The sequence below is a fragment of the Xanthomonas sp. Leaf148 genome (assembly GCF_001423585.1).
In the GTDB taxonomy this organism is placed as follows: domain Bacteria; phylum Pseudomonadota; class Gammaproteobacteria; order Xanthomonadales; family Xanthomonadaceae; genus Xanthomonas.
Map to the genome: position 1 here is coordinate 136,512 of NZ_LMOP01000012.1, position 21,837 is coordinate 158,348.

Consider the following 21,837-nt stretch of genomic DNA (forward strand, 5'->3'; position numbering starts at 1 on the left):
GCCACCTGGGCTCGGCCTGGGTGGCGCTGTTTCTATTTGGGATGGGCAGCGGCCCTGCTTGCTACGACCTGTTGAACGCGCAATGCGTTCACCTCTGCCACTCAGCGCTTGCGCAGCCGCTGGATCCGGTCGTACGCGGCGTTGATCTGACTGGCTTTTTTCTCTGCCTGGCGGCGCGCCTCCGGCTCGGCGTTGATGACCTTGTCCGGGTGATAGCGCGACATCAGCCGGCGATAGGCCAGATCGATCTCGGCCGTGGTCGCGTCCGGCTCCAGTCCCAGGGCTTCATACGGGTTTTCCGCGCGCCGCTTGAACCAGCCGGCATCCACCGCGTGCCCGATGGCCAGGCCGATCATCAGCCCCACGAATGGCGCGCCGCGGAACAGCAAGGCGCCGGCCAATGCGCCGAGCAATTTTCCGTACCAGGACATGAGCAATCGGGGGTGGCAAGGCGGGCTGGCGATCTTACCCGAACGCCCGCCCGGCCTGGCTGACGGGCCGTCCACAACCGGTGCACGGCAGCCGCCAATAAATCCAGCGGGGCGCGCCGAAGCGCCGTACACTACGCGGCCCGCTGCCCACCCGCGGGCCCGCCGGGTCCCGGGGACAGCGTCATAGCGACGTCCTTAGGAGTGCCTGTGTCGACCACGCTGTTGCAATCCGATCTGCCCGGCCTGCCGTTGCGTCATCGTGGCAAGGTCCGCGATGTCTTCGATATTCCCCGCGACCGCCTGCCCGCCAACGCGCCGCCCGGCGACTATCTGTTGATGGTGGCCACCGACCGCCTGTCCGCGTTCGATGTGGTGTTGCCGGACCCGATTCCCGGCAAGGGCGAGATGCTGTGCCAGGTCTCCAATTTCTGGTTCCACAAGACCGAACACCTGATGCCCAACCACCTGGTCAACATCGCGGTGGAGCAGGTGCTGCCCGAGGGCGTGGACCCGGCGCTGTACGCCAAACGTGCGGTGGTCACGCGCAAGCTCAAGCCGGTGCCGGTGGAAGCGATCGCCCGCGGCTATCTGATCGGTAGCGGCTGGAAGGACTATCAGCGCACCGGCAAGGTCAGCGGCATCGAATTGCCCGACGGCCTGCGCCAGGCCGAGAAACTGCCCGAGCCGATCTTTACCCCGTCGACCAAGGCCGCCGTGGGCGACCATGACGAAAACATCGACTTCGATGCGATGGTCAAGACCGTCGGCGCCGAACTGGCCGAACGCGTCCGCGATGCCACCTTGCGCATCTACCGCTTTGCCGCGGATTTTGCCGCCGAACGCGGTATTTTGCTGGCCGACACCAAGTTCGAATTCGGCACCGACGCCGATGGCCGCCTGTACATCATGGACGAGATGCTGACCCCGGATTCGTCGCGCTACTGGCCGGCCGATCAGTACGAAGTGGGCACCAGCCCGCCAAGCTACGACAAGCAGTTCGTGCGCGATTATCTGGAGACGCTGGACTGGGGTAAGACCGCACCGGGCCCGAGCCTGCCGGCCGACGTCATCGACCGCACACGCGCCAAATACGCCGAAGCGCTGCAGCGGCTGGCCAATATTTCGGTTGATTGATGAGTTAAAGCCCCAAGTGCGGGGCTTTAGTCTTTGCGGTCGCCGATCATCGGTGTCGGCACTGGAGATACCGGTAACGCGTCGATCGATAATGCGCGCATGAAACAGGGCAATGCGCGCATTTGATGATGTGCGAGACTTCTCCCAGCGAACTGTTTCAGCCGTGTTCAAACCCAGCAGCCAGGTTTTGACGATGTCGCGTTCTTCAACTAATCGCCTCACGCCATTGTCTCGAGTCATGCTGCCTGCGCTGTTGTTCGCAGCGATGGCATGCAGCGCTGGCGAGCCGATTGCTACGCAGGCCGCAGAACGCGCCTTTCCTGCAGCACCTGCAGCGGTTACTGCTGTCGGTCAGCCATTCGCAGCGATGATCAAGGCAAGCGGCGTAACGTGTGCCAATCCACTCTCAGGCACAGGCTGTACGGCAGGCAATATCGATGCAGGCGATTTTTACGATGTGGAGCTGCTACCGGAGTGCGGTGACACAGGATTCTTCGCAGGCGTCGCGCGTGCAACGGGCGCCGACATACTTGATGCCGTGCCAGCCACGGGCAGCACTGCAACCACCACTGCTCGCCTGGCACAAGGTCAACTCGTCTGCGTGCAAGGCATCGCCCGCACCGGGCAGAATCCGCGCTATTACTACGTGATCGCAATCCCGGCGAGCAGTGTCGCTGCGTGCAAGAACGCGACGCTGTGTGAAACGTATGGCGACAGGCCGATCAAACGTTTGAAGCCAACGGGCGGCGCGGCCTGTCGGCCCGCTGCGCAGGGCCGCTATGTCGGCGACTGTGCACAGGGCTGGGTGGATGCAGATGCGCTGGACGTTTTCTCGAACGGGATTTAGGGCGGTTTATAAAACGTAGCGAGTCGTCGTCAGGCGGGTGTGGACGGCGCGCTCAAAACCGGAATATGCGCGTGGTACACGCTGCACTGAGCACCGGCCACGCTCGCCTGGCGATAAGCGCAGGAGTTTTGTCAGCCGCTCTAAGTTACGTTCCGCACATCGGGGATGCTAAGAGGAGCGCAATGCGCATGTGCGCCGACAGATATGTCCCGGGGACACACTGATTCGATCAGCGGAGCCTGCGTGCCGTATCGGAACGGCCGCATTCCTCGAAACCACGGCTGCGTGCTCGCGGCGTTGCGCAGCCTCTTCACTAGCGCCGACGCTCCGACTGCAGGATCTTCACACACTACAACCGGGCCGCCGATAGAATCTCGCCGCGCGCATGCTGCCCCGACACGATCAGGAGGATCCCATTGGCTAGTTACCGTACTACCCTGACCGTCCTGGTATTGAGCTTGGCGCTTGCGGCCTGCTCCGCACAGGCGCCACCGGCAGCCTCAGGCTCGCCGACAGCCGCCACGCCCGCGACCACCGTCTCAGCCACCGCGCCGGCACCGGCAGCGAGTTGCCCGGATACCGACTTCTCCGCGTTCTTGAAGCGCTTCAGTGCAGAGATCGCTGTGCAGGAGAAGGCTACCGCCGATCCGCTCACCATGGTCCAGCTAGACCCGGAGGCGCAGCCCGAGCCGGCACCGGTGACGCGCGAGGTCCCGCTTGCCAAGGTCGAGTGGCCGGTCATCCCCAACCTGGACGCTGTCCGCAACGGCGGCCGCGAAGTCGCCGTCTCCGAGGACGCTGGCGGTCGCCAGGTACTGGTCCGCACACCGAACACCGGCGACCAGCAGGTCTACCATTTCGCTCAGCGTCCGTGCTGGACGTTGGTCAAGGTGGACGACCAGTCGCTGTAACTCGGCAGCCGGTAGAGCCCACGCGGCGGACGTTACAGACGGACGCGTTAATGCAGCTTTCGACGCTACGTAAGCCGCCGGCAGGCGTTCCGATGGATCGGGCACAGGGGCGAGATACTTTGATGAGACCTCCAAGGAGGCCAACCAATGCGACGTGACACGTTTCTGTTACCTGTGCTCGCTGCGACGCTGTGCTTGTCCGCCTGCGGCGACAAACCGATGTCCGCAACGAGTGCCCCAAGCGCGCCGGCGGCGGCGGCGGCGCCCACTCCCCAACCTGCTGTTTCAGCGGAAGCGGTCCGACCAGGACAAAACGACATGATCAAGGAATGCCGCGGCATGCGTCTGCAATTGAGCGCACTGCCTTCACAAGACGCAACTTCCACCAGGACGCGGGTGGACATGGAGCGCGAGGGCCAACGCCAGACCTTGCCGGCACCTGCCGAGATGGCGGAGTACACGCCCGTCGGGATTGGCTGTGCGGAAGATGGCAAGGGGACCGCCTACGCTGTCGTCCAGTATGGCGAGCTGCCCTATGGTTGCGAATTCTGCGAGTGGTTCTTCCTCTACGACCCCACAGGGAAACTGCTCAATCACGCGACCCCGCCGCTTCTCGAGCAGGACGGCCAGCAGAGCCCGAACAACGACGACTACGAACACATGCTTGAACAGCTGGGGTTGAAGCACCCCGAGCTATTGCCGTTCCAGTCTTGACTGGAACAAGAGATGCGCATGCACCGTCACGGATTTGGTGCATGGCGAATGAAGTACGCAGTACGCAGTACATGGAGCAACACCCCCGACACGGAAGAATCTGTCTCATAGAAAGGAACGCACATCATGACCGACGATACGATCTACACCGACATGGTCCAGCCCCGCGGCGCTGGATACAGCAGCGACAGAATCAAAGCCTGGAGCCATTATCGCGAGCCCATCGACAGCACCGATGGCCGGCTGCACGGCGAGTCCCGGCGCTGGGGCGATGCCAGTCCACAGACCCAATCCAGAGTGATCGACAGCCTGATCGATTCCTCGCGGGATGCCGGGCTTTCCGCGCGCGAGACCGCTTACGTTCTTGCCATCGCCCGCGTTGAATCAGGCTTCAATCCCGATGCCGCTGCGGGCACGACGTCTGCCTCGGGCCTGGGTCAGTTCATTGACCGCACTGGCGCGCATTACGGGGTCAACGCGTCCAACCGCTTCGACTTGCAAACGCAGTCGCAGGCGTTGGTGCAACATTTTGTCGATAACCGTGACCTTGCGCGCAGCCGCGGCCAGGGTGAGGATTACATCTACAAGTATCACCACGATGGCCCTAGCAAGGATTATGGTGGCCTTGCGCTGTCGCGGCGCGAGATTGCCCCTCATTTGGACAACTACACCCAGTTTGTCGAACAGCGTCTTGCCCAGACCCAGGGCAATACCGTGGACCGGCCGGCACCGGCACCAGCGATGCACCAGGCCGAACCCAGCCATGACGCTCGCAGCAATTTTCAGCAAACGATGGAACGCATGCTGCCTGGTCAAGGCCGTACCGATCCGCATATCACTGGTCATTATGGAGAGCACCGCGGTAGCCACGGGCCGCACGGCGGCACCGACTTCAACTACCAGGGTGGCCAAACAGGCCGCAATTTGCAGCATCCGACCGTGCATGCGCCGATCTCCGGGACCGTCACCTTCGCAGGCGGCAACTACGGCACCGTCAAGATTCGCGATGCGCAGGGTAACTCGCACGAGATCCTGCACCTGGACGCACTTAAGGTGAAAGAAGGTCAGACGCTGTCCGCGGGCGATGCCATCGGCACGATGGGTGGACGCGGCCCTGACGGTAAGAGCCAGTACGCGCAGCATGTGCATTACCAACTGCGCGATGCCAACGGCAAGCTGACCAGTCCTGAGACGTTCTGGAATCAGGGCCATCAGCAGGAGTCCGGCGCTCGCCAATCACAGCCCGCCACACCGGCCGGCAATGGCACGCTGCGTCACGGCGAGCAGAGCGGCGATGTCGGCAAGCTGCAGCAGGACCTCAACCGCCTCGGCGTGCGCGATGCGCAGGGCAATCGGCTTGCCGAGGATGGACGCTTTGGCGACAACACGCGTGAGGCGGTGATGGCGTTCCAGAAGCAGCATGGGCTGCAGCAGGACGGTGTCGTCGGTCGCGATACGCGGACGGCGTTGTCGGCGCCTGCGGCGCAGATTGCGGCCAAAGCGGCCGACGCCCCGGTTGCGGCGCCGAAGGGTCCGTCGCTCAACGATGCATCGCATCCGGACCATGCGTTGCACACCGCGATTCGCACCAAGCTGCCGAGCATGATCTCCAACGAGACCGCGGCCAACGTCACTTTGCAGGCCAAGCAGAACGGCATCGACAGCGCAGACAAACTGCAAAGCGTGACGGTGCAGGACGGCAAGGCGTTCGTGATGGGGACCACGCCGGGCTTCCGTGCGGCGGTGGATCTGAACCAGCCTGCCCCGCCGTTGGAGCAGACCAGCGCACAGTTGCTGGCCGGCCAGTCGCAGCAGCAACAGGCGCACGAAGAGCAGCAAAAGGTCGCCATCGGCGGCCGCTGAGTTCTCGATACACGAAAAAGCCGGCCGGCCTGTATGGCCGGCTTTTTTGTATCTGCCTTTTCCCTGCACAGCGGTTTATGCACTCGGGTAGAAGTGAGATCTCACGCCTTTGACTGCTGACTTCATGCAGCCGCGTCATTCACCGTGATCGTCTGCTGCACGACCCGCATGTCGGCGCATCAATCCACGCAATCTGCCGAGCACGATAGAGAGGTTGCGCGGACGCAAGGTTGCGGGAGCTCTGCGCGCAATGGGACAGGTACATCTCTGCGATGCGGTCCGCAGCGCAAAGTGGCCGGGCGCACAGAACGCGATACATCCGTAATTTTTACTACTGTCCAGTTCGGGACTGTGCAAGCGTAGCTGCCGGCACCCGAGGTGCCATCGGCGACCGGCTGTCGGGGGGTACCGCCGGTCTTTGCATTGCACGTTTTCTGGAGAGAGTCGTCATGCAATTCCATGTACTGGGCGCGGCAATCTGCTGCGCGCTATCGTTTTCTGCTGTCGCTACGGCTGCTGATTTATCCACCACTGCGGCGGTATCGCGTGCGCAGTCCCTGCTGGGGAACAACGCTGCAGCGCTGGCCAATCGTGCGCCGGCCGATACCTTTATCGCACGCGACAGCATCGTCGATGCCGATGGCACCGAGCATGTGCGCTTCGATCGTACCTATCAGGGCTTGCCGGTCATCGGCGGCGATGTGGTGGTGCATTCGCGGCGCGGGGTGATGCGGCAGTTGAGTCAAACCATGGACACCAATTTACGTCCCAGCCTTCTGCCGGGCATCGATGCAGCCACCGCATTGCGCGTAGCTGGCGCGCAGTTCGATGTGCCGCAGGCTGCCGCGCCACGCGCCAGCCTTGCGCTGTACGCGCGCCAAGGCGCACCGCGATTGGTGTATGAGGTGATCTATAGCGGTATCAAACCCGATCAGACGCCGACCGAAATGCATTACATCGTCGATGCGGCCGATCAACGCATCCTCGAATCCTGGGACACGGTGCATACCGCATGCGCAGGCGGTACCAGTGCGGCCGGTACCGGGCGCTCGCTGTATGCGGGCAGCGTGGCGCTGTCGACCACGCGATGCAGCAGCGGATATGAGCTGACCGATCTGAGCCGCGGTGGCGGCGCCACTTACAACCTGCGCAATGCCACCTCCGGCAACGGTACCTTGATCACCGATGCCGACAACACCTGGGGCAACGGTGCCACCAGCGATGCAGTGACGGTGGCTGCCGACGCACACTTCGGCGTGGCGCTGACCTGGGATTACTTCAAGAACACCCACGCGCGCACCGGGATCGCCAACGACGGCAAAGGCGCGCGCAGCCGCGTGCATTATGGAAGCCGCTACAACAATGCATTCTGGTCGGACGACTGCTTCTGCATGACTTTCGGCGATGGCGACGGCAGCAGCCTGACGCCGCTGGTGTCGGTGGATGTGGCAGGCCACGAGATGACACACGGCGTGACCAGCCGCTCGGCACGGCTGGTGTATTCCGGCGAATCGGGCGGATTGAACGAGGCCACCTCCGACATCATGGGCAGCATGGTGGAGTACTACGCCAACAATCCGGCCGAGCCGGGGAATTACCTGATCGGCGAAAAAATCATCCCCGGCAACAGCAGCGGGACGCTGGCGTTGCGCTACATGTTCAAGCCGAGCCTGGATGGCGATTCGCCGGACTGCTACCGCAGCGGCATCGGCTCGCTCAACGTGCATTACAGCTCCGGTGTGGCCAACCACTTCTACTACTTGTTGGCCGAAGGCGCGGTAGTGCCGAGTGGTTTCGGTGCGGGCACCAGCTACAACGTGACCCCGGCCGGGCTGGTCTGCAACGGTAATACCGCATTGACGGCGATCGGCCGGGCCGCGGCCAGCCGTATCTGGTATCGCGCACTCACCGTCTACATGACGTCCTCCACCAATTACGCGGCAGCCCGTCGAGCGACGTTGAGCGCGGCCACCGATCTGTATGGCGGCACCTCCACGCAGTACCGCGCGGTTGCAGCCGCCTGGAGTGCGGTGTCGGTCAACTGATGCTGTCCGGGCCTCCCCACGCCATTGAGGCGTGGTGGGGCCCGGTTGCCGGCAGAGCGCCACTGCGGCCGTTCGCACGCGTATGCTTGGAGTCATTCCTGGGAGGGAACATGACCGAACGCACCGCGACCGCGCGACCGATCGAACGCTATTTCGCCAGCTATTCCAATGATCACCGCAACGACACCAATCAACTGATCCATGTGGTGGCCGTGCCGGCAATCCTGTGGTCGGTGGTGGGGCTGCTGTGGTGCATTCCGGTGGGCGGCACCTGGTTCAGCAGCGGCGTGTGGGCGGCGTTGTCGATGTTTGCAGCGTGGTCGTACTACAACCGGCTGTCGCGCCCGCTCGGGCTGGGCATGCTGGGCATCTTCTTTTTCTTCGGCTGCCTGTGCCGGTTGATCGAAGGCCGGATCGGGCTGACTGGATTGTTCGCCACCGCGCTATCGGTGTTCGTGCTGGCGTGGATTGCGCAATTTGTCGGCCACAAGATCGAAGGCCGCAAGCCGAGCTTTTTGACCGATCTGACCTATCTGCTGATCGGGCCGATCTGGGTGCTGGCCAAGGTGTATCGGCAGTTGGGTTGGCGCTACTGAGTCCGGCGCAGGCCCGACAGATGCAAGGCCACGCAGCTGTCATCCCGTTTAAAGCGGCTAACAAAACGACTGAGCTCCCCGCCAGGCGGGTGCGGCCGGTGTTCGATGCTCGATGCAGCATATGCCACGCGCACCTTCCGGTTCTGAGTGCGCCGTCCGTACCCACCTGACGACTGTTCGCTACGGTTTATTAGCCGCTTTTAGTCGCGCGTGAGCACTGCGACTGTCGGCGCGTCGAACCCGTTATGCGCTGCTCAACACTGCGACCGGACGCGCGCAATCGCTTACTCGCCAATACCGAGCTCTTCGGGCAGCGGGCGGAACGCGCGCGGGGCATAGCCGAAATCGCGACGTGCCGGCTCCAGGTCGAACACCAGATCGTCGCGCATGCGTTGCAGCGCCGCCGCGTTCATGCCACGCAGGCGGCCCAGGCGTTGCGCTGCAGTCAGCGCCAACCCGAACAGGCTTGGTGGCACCTGATAGAGCCGCGCCGGCCGCGGCAGCGCCTCCAGCACCCGCTCCACCATCTGCGTGTAGGCCAGCACTTCGCCGCCGCCCACCGCGTAGCTGCGTTGCTGGGTCGCCGCTTGTCCGATCACCGCCAGCGCCGCGCTGGCCAGATCGTCCACATGCACTGGCTGACGCAAACCGGTGGCATTGGCGGGCAGCACGAAGGCGCCGGTGCGCTGCGCCAGACCGGCAATCTGGGTGAGCGTCTTGTCGCGTCCGGCACCGTAGACCAGGGTCGGGCGCAGTACGGTGGCGGTGGCGCCGCGCGCCATGGCCGCAGAAAACAACGCCTGTTCGGCATGCGCCAACCGTTGCGCCACGTCGCGCTCGGCCGCATCGATCGAATGCTCCTTGACCTCCACGCTGGTCGAACCGAACGCCACGATGCGCGGCGCGGCGACCGGGTTTTCGGCATACCAGCGGGCGAAGTGGTCCAGCGGTCCGCAGCTGAAGATCACCTCGAACGCCTCGCCCGCGGCGGCCGGCACGGCCAGATCGCCTTGCCGCCAGATCAACCCGGAGCGTGCTGCGCGCGGCTGCCGCGACCATGCCGTTACCTGCCAGCCGCGGCTCAACAGCCGGGTCAACAGGCGCTCACCAATCTGCCCGCTGCCGCCGAACACCAGGGCGCGCGGCGCAGACACAGCGGTGGATGGAGCGGGATGGGCAGCGGTCACTGGAAAACTACGCGGTGTTGAATGACAGCAGCATACCGAGTCCCTCACGCCGATGCGCCTGCCGTTTGGCGGGTAAGTCCTCGTATGCACGCCACCGGCGTTGACACGGGCGTCAGTCAACGTTTTGTTAAACTCTCTGGCCTGCTCGCGAATCTTGTGTTCCCTGCATGCCTTTTCCGCTGGAAATTCTGCTGGCGCTGCCCTTCGTGATGGCCGCCGCCGCTGCGCTGTTCGCGCGCGCGCCACGTTCGCTCACTGCGTGGTTAGCCGCGGCCGCGCCGTTGGCCGGCTTGCTGGTGCTTGCCAGCTTGACCCCGGCAGTGCTGCGCGGCGAGGTGATCCGCAGCGAGCATGCGTGGTTGCCGCAGATCGGGTTGATGTTCTCGCTGCGGCTCGATGGGCTGGCCTGGATGTTCGCGTTGCTGGTGCTGGGCATCGGCGCGCTGGTGGTGATGTATGCGCACTACTACCTGAGCGCACGCGATAGCGCGTCGCGCTTCTTCGCCTATCTATTGCTGTTTATGGGCGCGATGCTCGGCATGGTGCTGTCGGGCAATCTGCTGTTGCTGATGGTGTTCTGGGAACTCACCAGCATCAGTTCGTTCCTGCTGATCGGGTTCTGGTCGCACCGCAAGGATGCGCGCGAGGGCGCGCGCATGGCGTTCGTGCTGACCGCCGGCGGTGGGCTCGCACTGCTGGGCGGTGTACTGATGCTCGGCCGCATCGTCGGCAGTTTTCAGCTGGATGCGGTGCTGGCCGCAGGCGACGTGATCCGCGCCAGCCCGCTGTATCCGTATGCGTTGGGATTGGTACTGCTGGGCATCTTTACCAAGAGCGCGCAGTTTCCGTTCCACTTCTGGTTGCCGCATGCGATGGCCGCGCCCACCCCGGTGTCGGCGTATCTGCATTCGGCCACGATGGTGAAGGCCGGGGTATTTTTGCTGGCGCGCCTACACCCTGCGCTGGCCGGCACCGATCTGTTTTTTTACACCGTCACCAGCATCGGCGCGATCACGCTCTTGCTGGGTGCGTGGTACGCGATTTTCCAGCACGACCTCAAAGGCGTGCTGGCGTACTCCACCATCTCGCATCTTGGTCTGATCACGATGCTATTCGGCCTGTCGACACCGATGGCGGTAGTGGCGGGCGTGTTCCACATCCTCAACCACGCCGTCTTCAAGGCGTCGTTGTTCATGGCCGCGGGCATCATCGACCATGAAACCGGTACGCGCGACATGCGCAGGTTGGGCAATCTGCGCCGCTTGATGCCGTTCACCAGTGCGTTGGCGATCATCGCATCGCTGGCGATGGCCGGCATTCCGCTGCTCAACGGCTTCCTGTCCAAGGAAATGTTCTTTGCGGTGGCGCTGGACACGCAAGCGCCGCAGCTGATGCGCATTCTGGCGAGTATCGCAGCGTTGCTGGCCGGCCTGCTCGGCGTGGCTTACAGCCTGCGGTTCGTGCACGACACGTTCTTCGGCGACGGCCCACGCGCGCTGGAGACCACGCCGCACGAGCCGCCGCGCTGGATGAAGATCCCGGTGGAAGTGCTGGTGCTGATCTGCCTGGCGGTCGGCATCGTGCCGGCGTGGACGGTGGCGCCGGTGCTGCGCGCCGGTGCCAGTGCGATTCTTGGCGACCGCTTGCCCGATTACAGCCTGGCGCTGTGGCATGGCTTCAACTGGCCGCTGGCCATGAGCATCGCCGGCATGATTGGCGGCACGCTGTTGTACATGGCGATCCGCCGCATGCTGGATCTGTATGCGGTGCAGAACCGCTCGCCAGGCAAGGCGGTGTTTCACTGGAACCTGCGTGCGCTGTTTGCCGCCACCGCCCGCATGACCGATGCGGTCACCAACGGCAATTTGCAGCGCATGCTGATGTTGCTGGTGCTGAGCGCGGTGGTGGTGGCGCTGGTGCCGTTCCTGCAGGGCGGCACACTGCCGGCCTGGCCGGCGCCCACGCCGATGCCGTTGCTGGGGTGGACGGTGTGGCTGCTGTTGATCGCCTGTGCGCTGGGCAGCCTGTTCCTGTACAAGCAGCGCCTGCTGGCAGTGCTGGTGCTGGGCGGGACCGGGCTGGCGGTCAGCCTGACTTTCGTCTTCCTGTCCGCGCCGGATCTGGCACTGACGCAGTTGCTGGTGGAGATGGTGACGCTGGTGCTGATGCTGCTGGCGATGAACTACCTGCCCGAACGCTCGCTGCCCGAGCGCGCGCGGCTGCGCAAGATCCGCGATGTCTGCATCGCGATCGTGGGCGGCGCCGGTCTGGCCGCGTTGTCGTACACCTTGATGACGCAATCCAGCCACACGGTTGCCGGCGAACTGCTGCAACGCGCAGTGCCCGAGGCGTATGGCCGCAACGTGGTCAACGTGATCCTGGTGGATTTCCGCGGTTTCGACACCTTTGGCGAGATCACCGTGTTCGCGATTGCCGGGTTGGTGGTGCATGCGCTGTTGCGACGCTCGCGCATGGCACCGGAACGCAACATGCCGGGGCCGGCGACCCGCTTGCCGGTGCCGGCGGATCTGGCGCAGATCATGTTCCCGCTGACCTTGACGGTGTCGCTGTTTCTGTTCCTGCGCGGGCACAACGCACCCGGCGGCGGCTTTATCGCCGGGTTGGTGCTGGCGGTGCCTTTGCTGATGCAGTACGTGATTCAGGGCGCCGCATCGGTGGAGTCGCGCTTCGGCTTCGACTACATCCGGCTGATCGGCATCGGCTTGTTGTGCGCATTGCTCAGCGGTGCCGGGTCGCTGCTCTTCGGCTTGCCGTTCTTGAGCAGCGGGCACGTCAACATACCCTTGCCGCTGTTGGGCGAGCTGGAACTTGCCAGCGCGCTGGGCTTCGATATCGGTGTGTATCTGGTGGTGTTTGGTGCGGCGATGTTGATGCTGTCGATGATGGGCACGATCAAACCGTCGCGTACGCGCAGTTCGCAGCGCGGCGAGATCGACCCCACCCAACGTTCGACACGCACCGCGGAGCAGCATTGATGGAATTGGCAATGGCAAGCGCGATCGGCGTCCTCACCGCATTGGCGATCTATCTGCTGCTGCGCGCGCGCAGCTTCGATGTGATCCTGGGGATGACCTTCCTGTCGTATGCGACCAATCTGCTGATCTTCGCCGGTGGGCGGCTGCGCAGCGGCCAGCCGCCGGTCTTGCGCGACGGCGTGCCGGTGGACCTGCAGCACTACACCGACCCGTTGCCGCAAGCGTTGGTGCTGACCGCGATCGTGATCGCGTTTGCGATGACGGCCGTGAGCCTGGTGCTGGCGATCCGTAGCCGCAGCGATAACGGCAGCGACCATGTGGATGCGCATGAAGATGCCGCCACCGGCATGGACACGCGGCAGGCGCGGCGATGAATCATCTGCTGATCCTGCCGATCCTGATTCCGATGCTGGGTGCATCCGCATCGCTGTTCGTCGAGCACCGCCGCTATGGGCCGCGGGTGCAGCGCAGCGTGGCATGGGTGAGCATGGCGTTGCTGGCGGCTGCGGTGATCGCGTTGTTTGCACGTGCCGCCGATGGCGGCGTGCTGGTCTATCTGCTCGGCGACTGGCCGGCGCGGCTCGGCATCGTGCTGATGGGCGACCGGCTGTCTGCCTGGATGCTGTTGACGACATTGATCCTGGGCGCGGCGTGCCTGCTGCATGCCTGCGCCGGCTGGGACCGGCGCGCGCCGCACTTCCATGCCTTGTTCCAGTTCCAGCTGATGGGCTTGAACGGCGCGTTTCTGACCGGCGACATCTTCAATCTATTCGTGTTTTTCGAAGTGATGCTGATCGCGTCCTATGGGCTGCTGCTCAGTGGCGGGCGCGGCCTGCAGATGCGCGTCGGCCTGCACTACGTGGTGTTCAACGTGTGTGCGTCGACGCTGTTTCTGATTGCGCTGGGCTTGGTGTTTGGCGTGTTCGGCACGCTCAACATGGCCGAACTGTCGCAGCGCATTGCCGACCTGCCGGCGCAGGATGTGCCGCTGGCCAAGGCCGCATTGGGATTATTGCTGCTGGTGTTCTGCAGCAAGGCCGCCTTGTTGCCGCTGTACCTGTGGCTGCCGGAAACCTACTCGCGCGCGCCGGCCGCGGTAGCCGCGCTGTTCGCAATCATGACCAAGGTCGGGCTGTACGCAACGCTGCGCGTGTCGTCGCTGTGGTTCGGCGCCGGTGCCGGTGCGCTGCATGGCTTTGGCCGGCATGCGCTGCTGTGGCTGGGCATTGCCACGCTGCTGATGGCCGCCTTCGGGGTGATGGCCGCATCGCGACTGCGGGTGATGGTGTCGTATCTGGTGGTGTTTTCGGCAGCGACCTTGTTCATCGCCTTCTCGCTCGACGATGCGGGCGCACTGGGCGCGGGCCTGTATTACCTGCCGCACAGCAGCTTTGTGGCCGCGGCCTTGTTCATGGTGTCGGACCTGATCCGGCGCCGCCGCGGCACTGCCAGCGACCGCAAGGAAGTGGTGGCGCCGCTGCCGGGGCGGGCGATTCCCGGCACGATGTTCCTGATCGCCGCGATTGCGGTGGCCGGCCTGCCGCCGTTGTCCGGATTTCTCGCCAAGGCCGCCTTGTTGCAGCATGTGCCCGAAGGCCTGGTCGGGCCGGTCTGGGGCGCGGTTCTCGGCAGCAGCCTGCTGGTGGTGATCGGTTTGACCCGGGCTGGCGTGCGGCTGTTCTGGCGCGTGCCGGAGGCAGTGGAAGACACGCCCGCGCTGCAACCGCAGCGCCGCGGCCGCATGCGGCCAGTGGAGACCGCCGCCACGGTCTTGCTGCTGACCGGGCTGGTGGCGATGACGGTCGGTGCCGCGCCGCTGATGCGCTACACCGATGCCGCCGCCGCGCAGCTGCACGACCCCGGCGCCTATGTGGATCAAGTGCGCGCCACCACGCCGCAACGGAGGCAGCCATGAACGCGCGCGTCTCGTGGCGACAGCGCGTCTTTCCATCGGCGCCATTGAGCGTGACGGTCTTCGTGTTCTGGCTGTTGCTCAGCGACAGCTTCGGGCCGCAGCAGTGGGTGCTGGGCGCGCTGCTGGGCGTGGTGGTGCCGATCTTCGCCGCAAGGCTGGACCGCGAATTCGCCCGCATCGGCTCGTTGCGCTCGGTACCGCGCATGTTGCTGGTGGTCGCCGCCGACATCGTGCGTTCCAACATCAAGGTGGCCATCCAGGTGCTGGGCCCGGAATCGCGCATCCATCCCGGGTTTATCTGGGTGCCGCTGGATATCGCCAATATCCATGGCATTGCCGCGTTGACCAGCATGATCACGCTCACGCCGGGCACGGTGTCGGCGGCGTTGTCGGACGACCGCAAATATCTGCTGGTGCACGTGCTGCATCTGGACGACCCGGACGCGTTGATCGCCGAGATCAAGACCCGCTACGAAAAGCCTCTGATGGAGATCTTTCCATGACCGGTCACATGTTCATCGAATCGACCATCGTCATCTGCATGCACACGGTGGGCCTGGCCATCCTGATGGCGCTATGGCGGCTGCTACGTGGGCCGACGGTGCCCGACCGCATTTTGGCGCTGGATACGCTGTCCATCACCGCCATCGCCGAACTGATGCTGCTGGGCATGTATCTGGATTCGCCGATCTATTTCGAGGCCGCGCTGGTGATTGCGATGCTGGGCTTCGGCAGCACTGTGGTGCTGAGCAAGTACGTATTGCGCCGGGATATCGTCGAATGATCGCACTCACCGAATATCTGCTGAGCGCGCTGCTGCTGGTCGGCACCTTCTTCATCCTGATCGGCGCATTCGGGCTGGTCAAACTGTCGGATTTCTTCAAGCGGCTGCATGCGCCGACCAAGGCCAGCACGCTGGGCGTGGGCTGCGTGCTGCTGGGCTCGGTGGGCTATCACCTGTTCCTGGGCGTGGACCCGCAACCGCGCGAGCTGCTGATCACCGTGTTTTTGTTCATCACCGCGCCAATCAGCGCGCACATGATGGCCAAGGCCGCGTTGTCGTTGATGATGGAAGACCGCCCGGAAGTACCCAATCACGGCGACATGGAAAAAGAAGGCCTGCCAACGCCGGCCACCGAAGGCGATGTCGGCGAGAATGCAGAGACCGCCAAGCAGCATGAGCGGCCAGCGTCGGAGCGCTGATCTCGCGCGGCACCGGTAACGCGGGTGCGCGACGTGGCTTGGTTACACGCCGCGCATTGCCACAGTGACGCTGCTGCGGGCGCGATGGATGCCACGTGACTTCAGGGGTCGCGATGCGGCATCTGTGCGAATTGCAGAAAGCCGTACGCCGACGTCTGTGTTGCTAGCACTCCGGTAGACCTCGACCACTGCCCGTTGCATCGTGCATCCGCCACGCCCGTCGGCGGCTGAGCCAGCAAAGCATGGCCGATCCATTCGCCATATCGCTGCAGCGACGCCGACGCCGGCAGCGCCAGCGTGATCCATCCACCGTGCGCTGCTGCGCATGCGTATGCGTATGCGTATGCGTATGCGTATGCGGCGACAGGCCCACACCGACATGCGACGTGACGCGGAGCTCAGCCGCAGCCTTCCACATAATCGACTTGCGGCGCCTGCCCTACCCGCCAGCTGCTGACCGTGCCGCCGGCATCGGTCTCGAAGACCAGCGCAGACTGCGTCGCGGCATCGGCATGGCGCAGCGTCTGCGCACCGGGCAGGTATTTGTGCGGTTGTGCGTCCAAGCCATCGGGATACAGCGCGCGCAGCTGCGCCACCGTCATGCCGACCTTGCCGCCGCCGGGCGCGATTTCCTTCGGCTCGTTGGTCTGGTAACGCACCAGGTGATCGCCCTCGAACATGAAACCGAATCGACGCGCGTCATCGGCCCACTGCGGGCGCAGCAAGTAACACCCGCCATCGCTGGCGGCATCGCCGCGCAATTCGCCACCCCAGGCCGCGCGCGCCTGCGCAGCGTCCATGCCTAACCGCAGGTCGCCATAGCCATCCAGCCGTGCAAGCGTGGTGGGTTCCTGGCGCAGATGCGGCGGAAACGTGCCGGGCGGGGCGGTTGCCGGCGGCACCGCGTCTGCGGGCTGATCGTTGGCAGACGCGACCGCTGCATGCGCGGTATCGGCCGGCGCTTGCGCAGCCGGCGCATCGTCGCCGCGATGACAGCCAGCCACCATCAGCACCATACCTATCCAACCAAGCAGTCTGCGTGTCATCGATGCGCTCCGTTATGCGTTGGCCCAGCCTACACAGCCGGCATCGCGGCGATGTGCAGGGCACGGCAACCTGCCGTCGCACTGATGTCATCGGCGCTTCATTGGCAGCGGTCACGCTGTCGGCTTCGCAGGACTGCCGCCATGACCCCACGCAAGACCGAACTCGCCCTGACGGCACTGCAATCGCACCGCAGCCCACTGACGTTACTGCAGCGCCGTGCGCTGATCCTGGCCGATGGGCAGCGCAATCTGGCGACACTGGCGCTGTTGCTGGGCGACAGCGGAGCCGCGTTGGTGCAGACGCTGTGCGCGCTGGGGTATCTGACACAGGTTGAAGATGCGCCAGCCAGTGCATCGCGCTCGACCGCTCCGATGGTCGCGGTGATGCCGATTGCGGCGCTGTCTGCAGCGGTCCAGGCGCCGCCCGTTACTGCGCCCACCGAGGAAGATCTGCAACGCCTGCGCCGTCGCGCTGCCACCAACGCGCGCCTGTACCTGCTCGATATCCTGCAGTTGCAGCGCAACCCGGTGGCGATGGTGTTGCACCGGCAGTTGCAGGCCGCACGCGCGGAAGAGGAGATCGGCATCGCCATCAATACGGCGCTGCGTGAGCTTCCGCAGTTCACGTCCGCCTCGTATTCGCAACGCGTGCGCACCCGGGTCGAAGAGCTACTGCCGGATGCGTTGCAGGTCGCGTAATGCCGGCCGGCACGCGGATTCGATTCTGGAGCGCAGCACGCGGATGTCGGTGATGAACTCCAAGCGCTCGGTCATTTCCTGGCGATCGCCGAGACCGACGCTGCCTGCTGTTGTCGCAGTCCGTCGCAGCGGCGATGCGAAACCAATGGCGAAGAGCACGCCAGCACCCGCGTTGCGCTGAATGCACGTGGGCGTGCAATGGATGCCGGTGACGCGACGGCCGGCAGTGTCCGCGTTGGAAACGTTGGCCCCGATTGCACGCCATTGGAGGCGGCGCAAACCGGTTTGATCGGCACGCTTAGAGCGGCTATGGAGACTTAGCGTGCAGTCGCCGGGCCTATGTGGAAGCCGCACTCAGAACCGGAGTGCACGCGTGGTCCATGCCGCACCGAGCAACGGCCGCGTCCGCTTGGTGGTGAGCACAGTCATTTTGCTAGCCGCGCTTAGTCTGCCGGGCCAGACGTCGGCGCCTTGAACCCTGCACGCAAGCCGGACCAGCATTGCTGGTAGTCGCCTTGTCGATGGGTAGCCTGTAGCGCCTGCTGGGTGGGGCGCAATACCGCACGGGTTTCGAACATGAAAGCCATGGTCTCGGCGATGACATCCGGGCGCGACAGATCCGCCTGCGAGGCCTTGTCGAAGGTTGTCGCATCCGGGCCGTGCCCACTCATGCAGTTGTGCAGCGACGCACCGCCGGGTGCGAAGCCTTCGGCCTTGGCGTCGTAGACGCCATGCACCAATCCCATGAACTCACTGGCCACATTGCGGTGGAACCACGGTGGGCGGAAGGTATGCTGCGCCACCAGCCAGCGCGGCGGGAAGATCGCAAAATCCATATTGGCCGTGCCGTGCGTGTCGCTGGGCGAGGTCAGCACGGTGAAGATGCTGGGATCGGGGTGATCGAAACTGATCGAGCCGATGGTGTTGAAGCGGCGCAGATCGTAGCGATACGGCGCGTAATTGCCGTGCCAGGCCACCACGTCGAGCGGCGAATGGCCGATGTCCGCACGCCACAAATGGCCCTGGAATTTGGCGACCAGTTCGAATGCGCCTTCGCGCTGCTCGAAGGCGGCGTGCGGGGTCTCGAAGTCGCGCGGGTTGGCCAGGCCATTGCTGCCGATCGGGCCCAGGTCGGGCAGGCGCAACAAGCCACCGAAGTTTTCGCAGACATAGCCGCGCGCGGTGTCGTCGCGCAGCTCGACACGGAAGCGCACGCCGCGCGGAATCACGCCGATCTGCTGCGGCTCCAGTTCCAGCACGCCAAGCTCGGTGTGCACCCTCAGCCGGCCCAGCTGCGGCACCAGCAACAACTCGCCATCGGCGTCATAGAAAAAGCGATCATGCATGGAGGCGTTGGCCGCATACAGGTGCACGGCCACCCCGGTCATCGCCTCGGGGCCGCCATTGCCGGCCATGGTGTAGAGGCCATCGATGAAATCTGTCGGCGTGGATGGCAGCGGCAACGGACTCCAACGCAGTTGATCCGGCGGCACCGGCCCGCTGCCGAACGCGTTGTGGAGCTGCGACTGCTCGATCAAGGAGAAGCTGCCATGCACGGCCGCCGGGCGAATGCGGTACAGCCAACTGCGCCGATTTTGGCCGCGCGGTGCGGTGAACGCGGTGCCCGACAACTGCTCGGCATACAGCCCGTGCGCCACGCGCTGCGGCGAGTTCTGCCCGACCGGCAGGCTGCCCGGCACCGCTTCGGTAGCGAACTCGTTGCCGAAGCCGGTCATGTAGTGCTGCTGGTTGTGCATGGTGGCGCGTCCGGATGTTGCCCCCCCTCCTCGACCGCAGAAGGCTGGGCTTGGGGTGAATCAAGCCCCTCTCCCACCGGGAGAGGGGTTGGGGTGAGGGTACGGTGTAGCGGCCATCTTGAAGATTGTCTCGACCACCGCATCCAGCGAAAGCAATACATCGTTGTTCCAGAAGCGCAGCACTGTCCATCCCTTCGATTGAAGCCACCGCGTCCTTGCCTGATCGCTGAATGCCTGGTGCTGCGATCCATCCAACTCAATAATCAACCTGACTTCCACACAACAGAAATCCGCGATGTACGGTGGAACTGGATGCTGACGTCTGAACTTGAGGCCTTGCAGCTGATTGCTGCGGAGACAGCGCCAAAGCTCACGTTCTGCGTCCGTCAACTCTTTGCGTAATGCGCGCGCATGGGTGCGTGTGACAGTGGGTAATGGCGGTTTGATTTTCATCGCTCCACCGTACCCTCACCCCAACCCCTCTCCCGCAGGGAGAGGGGCTTTAACCACGTGCGTCTTCGTTGCCCTGTGTTGTCAGAAAAACACCTTGCCTGGGCGTACTGGATTGCTGCCACTTGCCTAACGCGTCGTCTCATCCGTACCGGAACTACATCCGACGTGACGAACAGACAAGCGTGACACCGCAACAATCTGCACCACTCCAAACTCGCGCCGACGCAGCTAATGGCAACAAGCACAAATCCCGAACGGCGAATCACCCATCCCTGCCCTCAAAGCACCCCGCGCTTGATCTGGTCGCGCTCGATGCTCTCGAACAGCGCCTGAAAATTACCTTCGCCGAAGCCTTCATTGCCCTTGCGCTGGATGATCTCGAAGAAGATCGGGCCGATGCTGTTGGTGGTGAAGATCTGCAGCAACTTGCGCTGCTTGGTGTCCACGTCCGCATCGATCAGGATCTTGTTGCGGCGCAGGCGCGCGACGTCTTCGCCGTGATCGGGGATGCGCAGGTCCACCACGTCGAAATAGGTGTCCGGCGTATCCAGAAAACTCACGCCGGCCTCGTGCATCTTTTCCACGCTGGCGTAGATGTCGTCGGTGAAGCAGGCGATGTGCTGGATGCCTTCGCCTTGATAAGCGTCCAGATACTCGTTGATCTGGCTCTTGGGGTCGGACGATTCGTTGAGCGGAATGCGCACGATGCCATCGGGTGCGGTCATCGCCTTGGACACCAGGCCGGTCTTGGCGCCCTTGATGTCGAAGTAGCGGATCTCGCGGAAGTTGAACAAGCGTTCGTAGTAATCCGACCAACGCTGCATGTTGCCGAAATACAGGTTGTGGGTGAGGTGGTCGATGAAGGTCAGGCCGAAGCCGACCGGGTGTTGGTCGGCGCCCTCGATGGGCTCGAAGTCGGCGTCGTAGATGCTGCCGGCATCGCCATAGCGATCCACCAGATACAGCATGCAATCGCCGATGCCCTTGACCACCGGTGCCGGCACCGCGCGCGTCTCTGGCTTGTTCTGCACCGCTTCGCCGCCGTTGCCCAGCACCGTCTGCAGCACGGTGTCGGCCGGGGTGCGGAAGCGGATGGCAAAGCCGCAGGCGCAGGGGCCATGCGCGGCCGCAAAATCGGCGGCAAACGAATCGGGGTCTTCGTTGAGCAGAAAATTGACCCCGCCCTGGCGATAGACGGTAATGGCGCGGCTGCGGTGCCGCAGCACCGCACTGAAGCCCATCTTGCGGAAATAGTCATGCAGTTGCGCGGCCTGGCCGGCCGGTGCGGCGAATTCGACGAATTCGAACCCGTCGATTCCCATCGGATTGTCGAAGGTGGTGACCTGCATCCCCGGATCAGGGCGGGCTACAGTGGTGTTCGGTTGTGCGCTCATCGTCGTTTCTCCACGCTAGGCGGCCCGCAGGGCTATGCGGGGTGGCAGAAGACCCGCGAGAATGCGCAGGCCACCCCTCGTTTGTAGTTGCAAATGAAACCAAAATCAAGACACAGTGCAACATGAGCGATCACGACACCTCCAACCCGCCGCAACATCCCGTGCTGCTCAACCTTGAGCAGTTCCTGCCATATCGCCTCAGCGTGCTGTCCAACCGCATCAGCGCCAACATCGCCAAGGTCTACGGCGACCGCTACGGCATGGCCATTCCCGAGTGGCGGGTGATCACCATCCTGGCGCTGTATCCGGGCTCGTCGGCCAGCGAGGTCTCCGACCGCACCGCGATGGACAAGGTTGCAGTGAGTCGCGCGGTGGCGCGGCTGCTGGAACGGGGCTTCATCCGCCGCGAGACCCACGGCGACGACCGCCGCCGCTCGATGCTGGCACTGTCGCCGGCCGGGCGCCAGGTGTACGAAACCGTCGCACCGCTGGTCAACGAAATGGAACAACGGCTGATGTCGGTGTTCAGCGACGAAGAACAGCAGTTGCTGGAACGCCTGATCGACCGGCTGGCCAAGGATGGGCTACCGCGCATGGCGGGCAAGGACTGAGCTTCGCTTTGCAGTACGGCAGCTGGCGTTCGTGC

At 64.0% G+C, this 21,837-nt stretch carries 22 protein-coding genes and 2 other RNA genes; 16 read left to right on the forward strand and 8 right to left on the reverse strand.

What is annotated here, in order from left to right:
• Nucleotides 1-101: 101 nt before the first annotated feature.
• Nucleotides 102-431, reverse strand: coding sequence for a DnaJ domain-containing protein (locus ASF90_RS17695; protein ID WP_055853254.1), 330 nt, complete (start codon nt 429-431; stop codon nt 102-104).
• Between the two features lie 207 nt (nt 432-638).
• Here ASF90_RS17695 and ASF90_RS17700 point away from each other — a divergent pair, with 207 nt between their 5' ends.
• Together ASF90_RS17700 and ASF90_RS22830 are read left to right on the forward strand one after the other, a co-directional pair.
• Nucleotides 639-1,565 carry a phosphoribosylaminoimidazolesuccinocarboxamide synthase gene (locus tag ASF90_RS17700; protein ID WP_055853256.1) on the forward strand — a complete coding sequence of 309 codons (927 nt, stop codon included), beginning with the start codon at nt 639-641 and terminating at the stop codon, nt 1,563-1,565.
• 193 nt (nt 1,566-1,758) lie between these two features.
• Nucleotides 1,759-2,412, forward strand: a complete 654-nt coding sequence (locus ASF90_RS22830; protein ID WP_082473608.1) for a hypothetical protein — start codon at nt 1,759-1,761, stop codon at nt 2,410-2,412.
• A 3-nt stretch (nt 2,413-2,415) separates the two neighbouring features.
• On the opposite strand, the gene ASF90_RS22835 is transcribed toward ASF90_RS22830, so the two are convergent.
• Nucleotides 2,416-2,492: non-coding RNA, sX9 sRNA (locus tag ASF90_RS22835), on the reverse strand.
• Between the two features lie 336 nt (nt 2,493-2,828).
• Here ASF90_RS22835 and ASF90_RS22840 point away from each other — a divergent pair.
• The 6 genes from ASF90_RS22840 to ASF90_RS22845 all read left to right on the forward strand — a co-directional run bounded on the left by ASF90_RS22840 (nt 2,829) and on the right by ASF90_RS22845 (nt 8,737).
• Nucleotides 2,829-3,323, forward strand: coding sequence for a hypothetical protein (locus tag ASF90_RS22840; protein ID WP_082473609.1), 495 nt, complete (start codon nt 2,829-2,831; stop codon nt 3,321-3,323).
• Nucleotides 3,324-3,470: 147 nt separating this feature from the next.
• A complete protein-coding gene (locus tag ASF90_RS17715; protein WP_236699305.1) occupies nt 3,471-4,037 on the forward strand; it encodes a hypothetical protein in 567 nt (188 codons plus the stop codon).
• Between the two features lie 126 nt (nt 4,038-4,163).
• Nucleotides 4,164-5,900, forward strand: coding sequence for a peptidoglycan-binding protein (locus ASF90_RS17720; protein ID WP_055853259.1), 1,737 nt, complete (start codon nt 4,164-4,166; stop codon nt 5,898-5,900).
• A gap of 449 nt (nt 5,901-6,349) precedes the next feature.
• Nucleotides 6,350-7,945 (forward strand): M4 family metallopeptidase, encoded by a 1,596-nt coding sequence (locus ASF90_RS17725; RefSeq protein ID WP_055853261.1) that lies wholly within the window; start codon nt 6,350-6,352, stop codon nt 7,943-7,945.
• A 110-nt stretch (nt 7,946-8,055) separates the two neighbouring features.
• Entirely contained in the window at nt 8,056-8,541 is a 486-nt protein-coding gene (locus tag ASF90_RS17730; protein ID WP_055853263.1) for an Mpo1-like protein, read from the forward strand.
• 119 nt (nt 8,542-8,660) lie between these two features.
• Nucleotides 8,661-8,737, forward strand: a non-coding RNA gene (locus ASF90_RS22845) — sX9 sRNA.
• An 88-nt stretch (nt 8,738-8,825) separates the two neighbouring features.
• Here the strand turns inward: ASF90_RS22845 and ASF90_RS17735 are convergent.
• On the reverse strand, nt 8,826-9,728 hold the full coding sequence (locus ASF90_RS17735) for an NAD-dependent epimerase/dehydratase family protein (protein WP_055853265.1): 903 nt from the start codon (nt 9,726-9,728) through the stop codon (nt 8,826-8,828).
• A 167-nt stretch (nt 9,729-9,895) separates the two neighbouring features.
• Here ASF90_RS17735 and ASF90_RS17740 point away from each other — a divergent pair, with 167 nt between their 5' ends.
• The 6 genes from ASF90_RS17740 to ASF90_RS17765 are packed head-to-tail and all read left to right on the forward strand — an operon-like array spanning nt 9,896 to nt 15,842.
• Nucleotides 9,896-12,724 (forward strand): monovalent cation/H+ antiporter subunit A, encoded by a 2,829-nt coding sequence (locus ASF90_RS17740; RefSeq protein ID WP_055853266.1) that lies wholly within the window; start codon nt 9,896-9,898, stop codon nt 12,722-12,724.
• Nucleotides 12,724-13,098, forward strand: coding sequence for a Na+/H+ antiporter subunit C (locus ASF90_RS17745; RefSeq protein ID WP_055853268.1), 375 nt, complete (start codon nt 12,724-12,726; stop codon nt 13,096-13,098). Before ASF90_RS17740 ends, ASF90_RS17745 begins: the two co-directional genes overlap by 1 nt.
• A complete protein-coding gene (locus ASF90_RS17750; RefSeq protein WP_055853270.1) occupies nt 13,095-14,639 on the forward strand; it encodes a monovalent cation/H+ antiporter subunit D in 1,545 nt (514 codons plus the stop codon). Before ASF90_RS17745 ends, ASF90_RS17750 begins: the two co-directional genes overlap by 4 nt.
• The gene (locus ASF90_RS17755) at nt 14,636-15,142 is read left to right on the forward strand and encodes a Na+/H+ antiporter subunit E (protein WP_055853271.1); all 507 of its coding nucleotides are present in this window, start codon (nt 14,636-14,638) and stop codon (nt 15,140-15,142) included. The genes ASF90_RS17750 and ASF90_RS17755 overlap by 4 nt, the downstream gene beginning before the upstream one ends.
• The gene (locus ASF90_RS17760; RefSeq protein WP_055853273.1) at nt 15,139-15,423 is read left to right on the forward strand and encodes a K+/H+ antiporter subunit F; all 285 of its coding nucleotides are present in this window, start codon (nt 15,139-15,141) and stop codon (nt 15,421-15,423) included. The genes ASF90_RS17755 and ASF90_RS17760 overlap by 4 nt, the downstream gene beginning before the upstream one ends.
• Entirely contained in the window at nt 15,420-15,842 is a 423-nt protein-coding gene (locus ASF90_RS17765) for a Na+/H+ antiporter subunit G (RefSeq protein ID WP_055853274.1), read from the forward strand. The genes ASF90_RS17760 and ASF90_RS17765 overlap by 4 nt, the downstream gene beginning before the upstream one ends.
• 398 nt (nt 15,843-16,240) lie before the next feature.
• Here the strand turns inward: ASF90_RS17765 and ASF90_RS17770 are convergent, their stop codons facing one another.
• Nucleotides 16,241-16,864, reverse strand: coding sequence for a lectin (locus ASF90_RS17770; RefSeq protein WP_162847463.1), 624 nt, complete (start codon nt 16,862-16,864; stop codon nt 16,241-16,243).
• A 165-nt stretch (nt 16,865-17,029) separates the two neighbouring features.
• On the opposite strand from ASF90_RS17770, the gene ASF90_RS17775 reads away from it, so the two are divergent.
• A complete protein-coding gene (locus ASF90_RS17775; protein ID WP_055853278.1) occupies nt 17,030-17,587 on the forward strand; it encodes a hypothetical protein in 558 nt (185 codons plus the stop codon).
• Here the strand turns inward: ASF90_RS17775 and ASF90_RS17780 are convergent.
• The 4 genes from ASF90_RS17780 to hppD form a co-directional block, all read right to left on the reverse strand.
• The gene (locus ASF90_RS17780; protein ID WP_055853280.1) at nt 17,558-17,866 is read right to left on the reverse strand and encodes a hypothetical protein; all 309 of its coding nucleotides are present in this window, start codon (nt 17,864-17,866) and stop codon (nt 17,558-17,560) included. The genes ASF90_RS17775 and ASF90_RS17780 overlap by 30 nt on opposite strands.
• Nucleotides 17,867-18,030: 164 nt before the next feature.
• Entirely contained in the window at nt 18,031-19,344 is a 1,314-nt protein-coding gene (gene hmgA, locus ASF90_RS17785; RefSeq protein WP_055853282.1) for a homogentisate 1,2-dioxygenase, read from the reverse strand.
• Nucleotides 19,345-19,404: 60 nt separating this feature from the next.
• On the reverse strand, nt 19,405-19,797 hold the full coding sequence (locus ASF90_RS22850; protein WP_082473610.1) for a DUF559 domain-containing protein: 393 nt from the start codon (nt 19,795-19,797) through the stop codon (nt 19,405-19,407).
• Between the two features lie 278 nt (nt 19,798-20,075).
• Nucleotides 20,076-21,191 carry a 4-hydroxyphenylpyruvate dioxygenase gene (gene hppD, locus ASF90_RS17790; RefSeq protein WP_055853284.1) on the reverse strand — a complete coding sequence of 372 codons (1,116 nt, stop codon included), beginning with the start codon at nt 21,189-21,191 and terminating at the stop codon, nt 20,076-20,078.
• Nucleotides 21,192-21,313: 122 nt separating this feature from the next.
• Between hppD and ASF90_RS17795 the strand changes: the two genes are divergently transcribed.
• Complete coding sequence (locus ASF90_RS17795; protein WP_055853286.1) at nt 21,314-21,802, forward strand: MarR family winged helix-turn-helix transcriptional regulator; 489 nt, start codon at nt 21,314-21,316, stop codon at nt 21,800-21,802.
• Nucleotides 21,803-21,837: the final 35 nt, after the last annotated feature.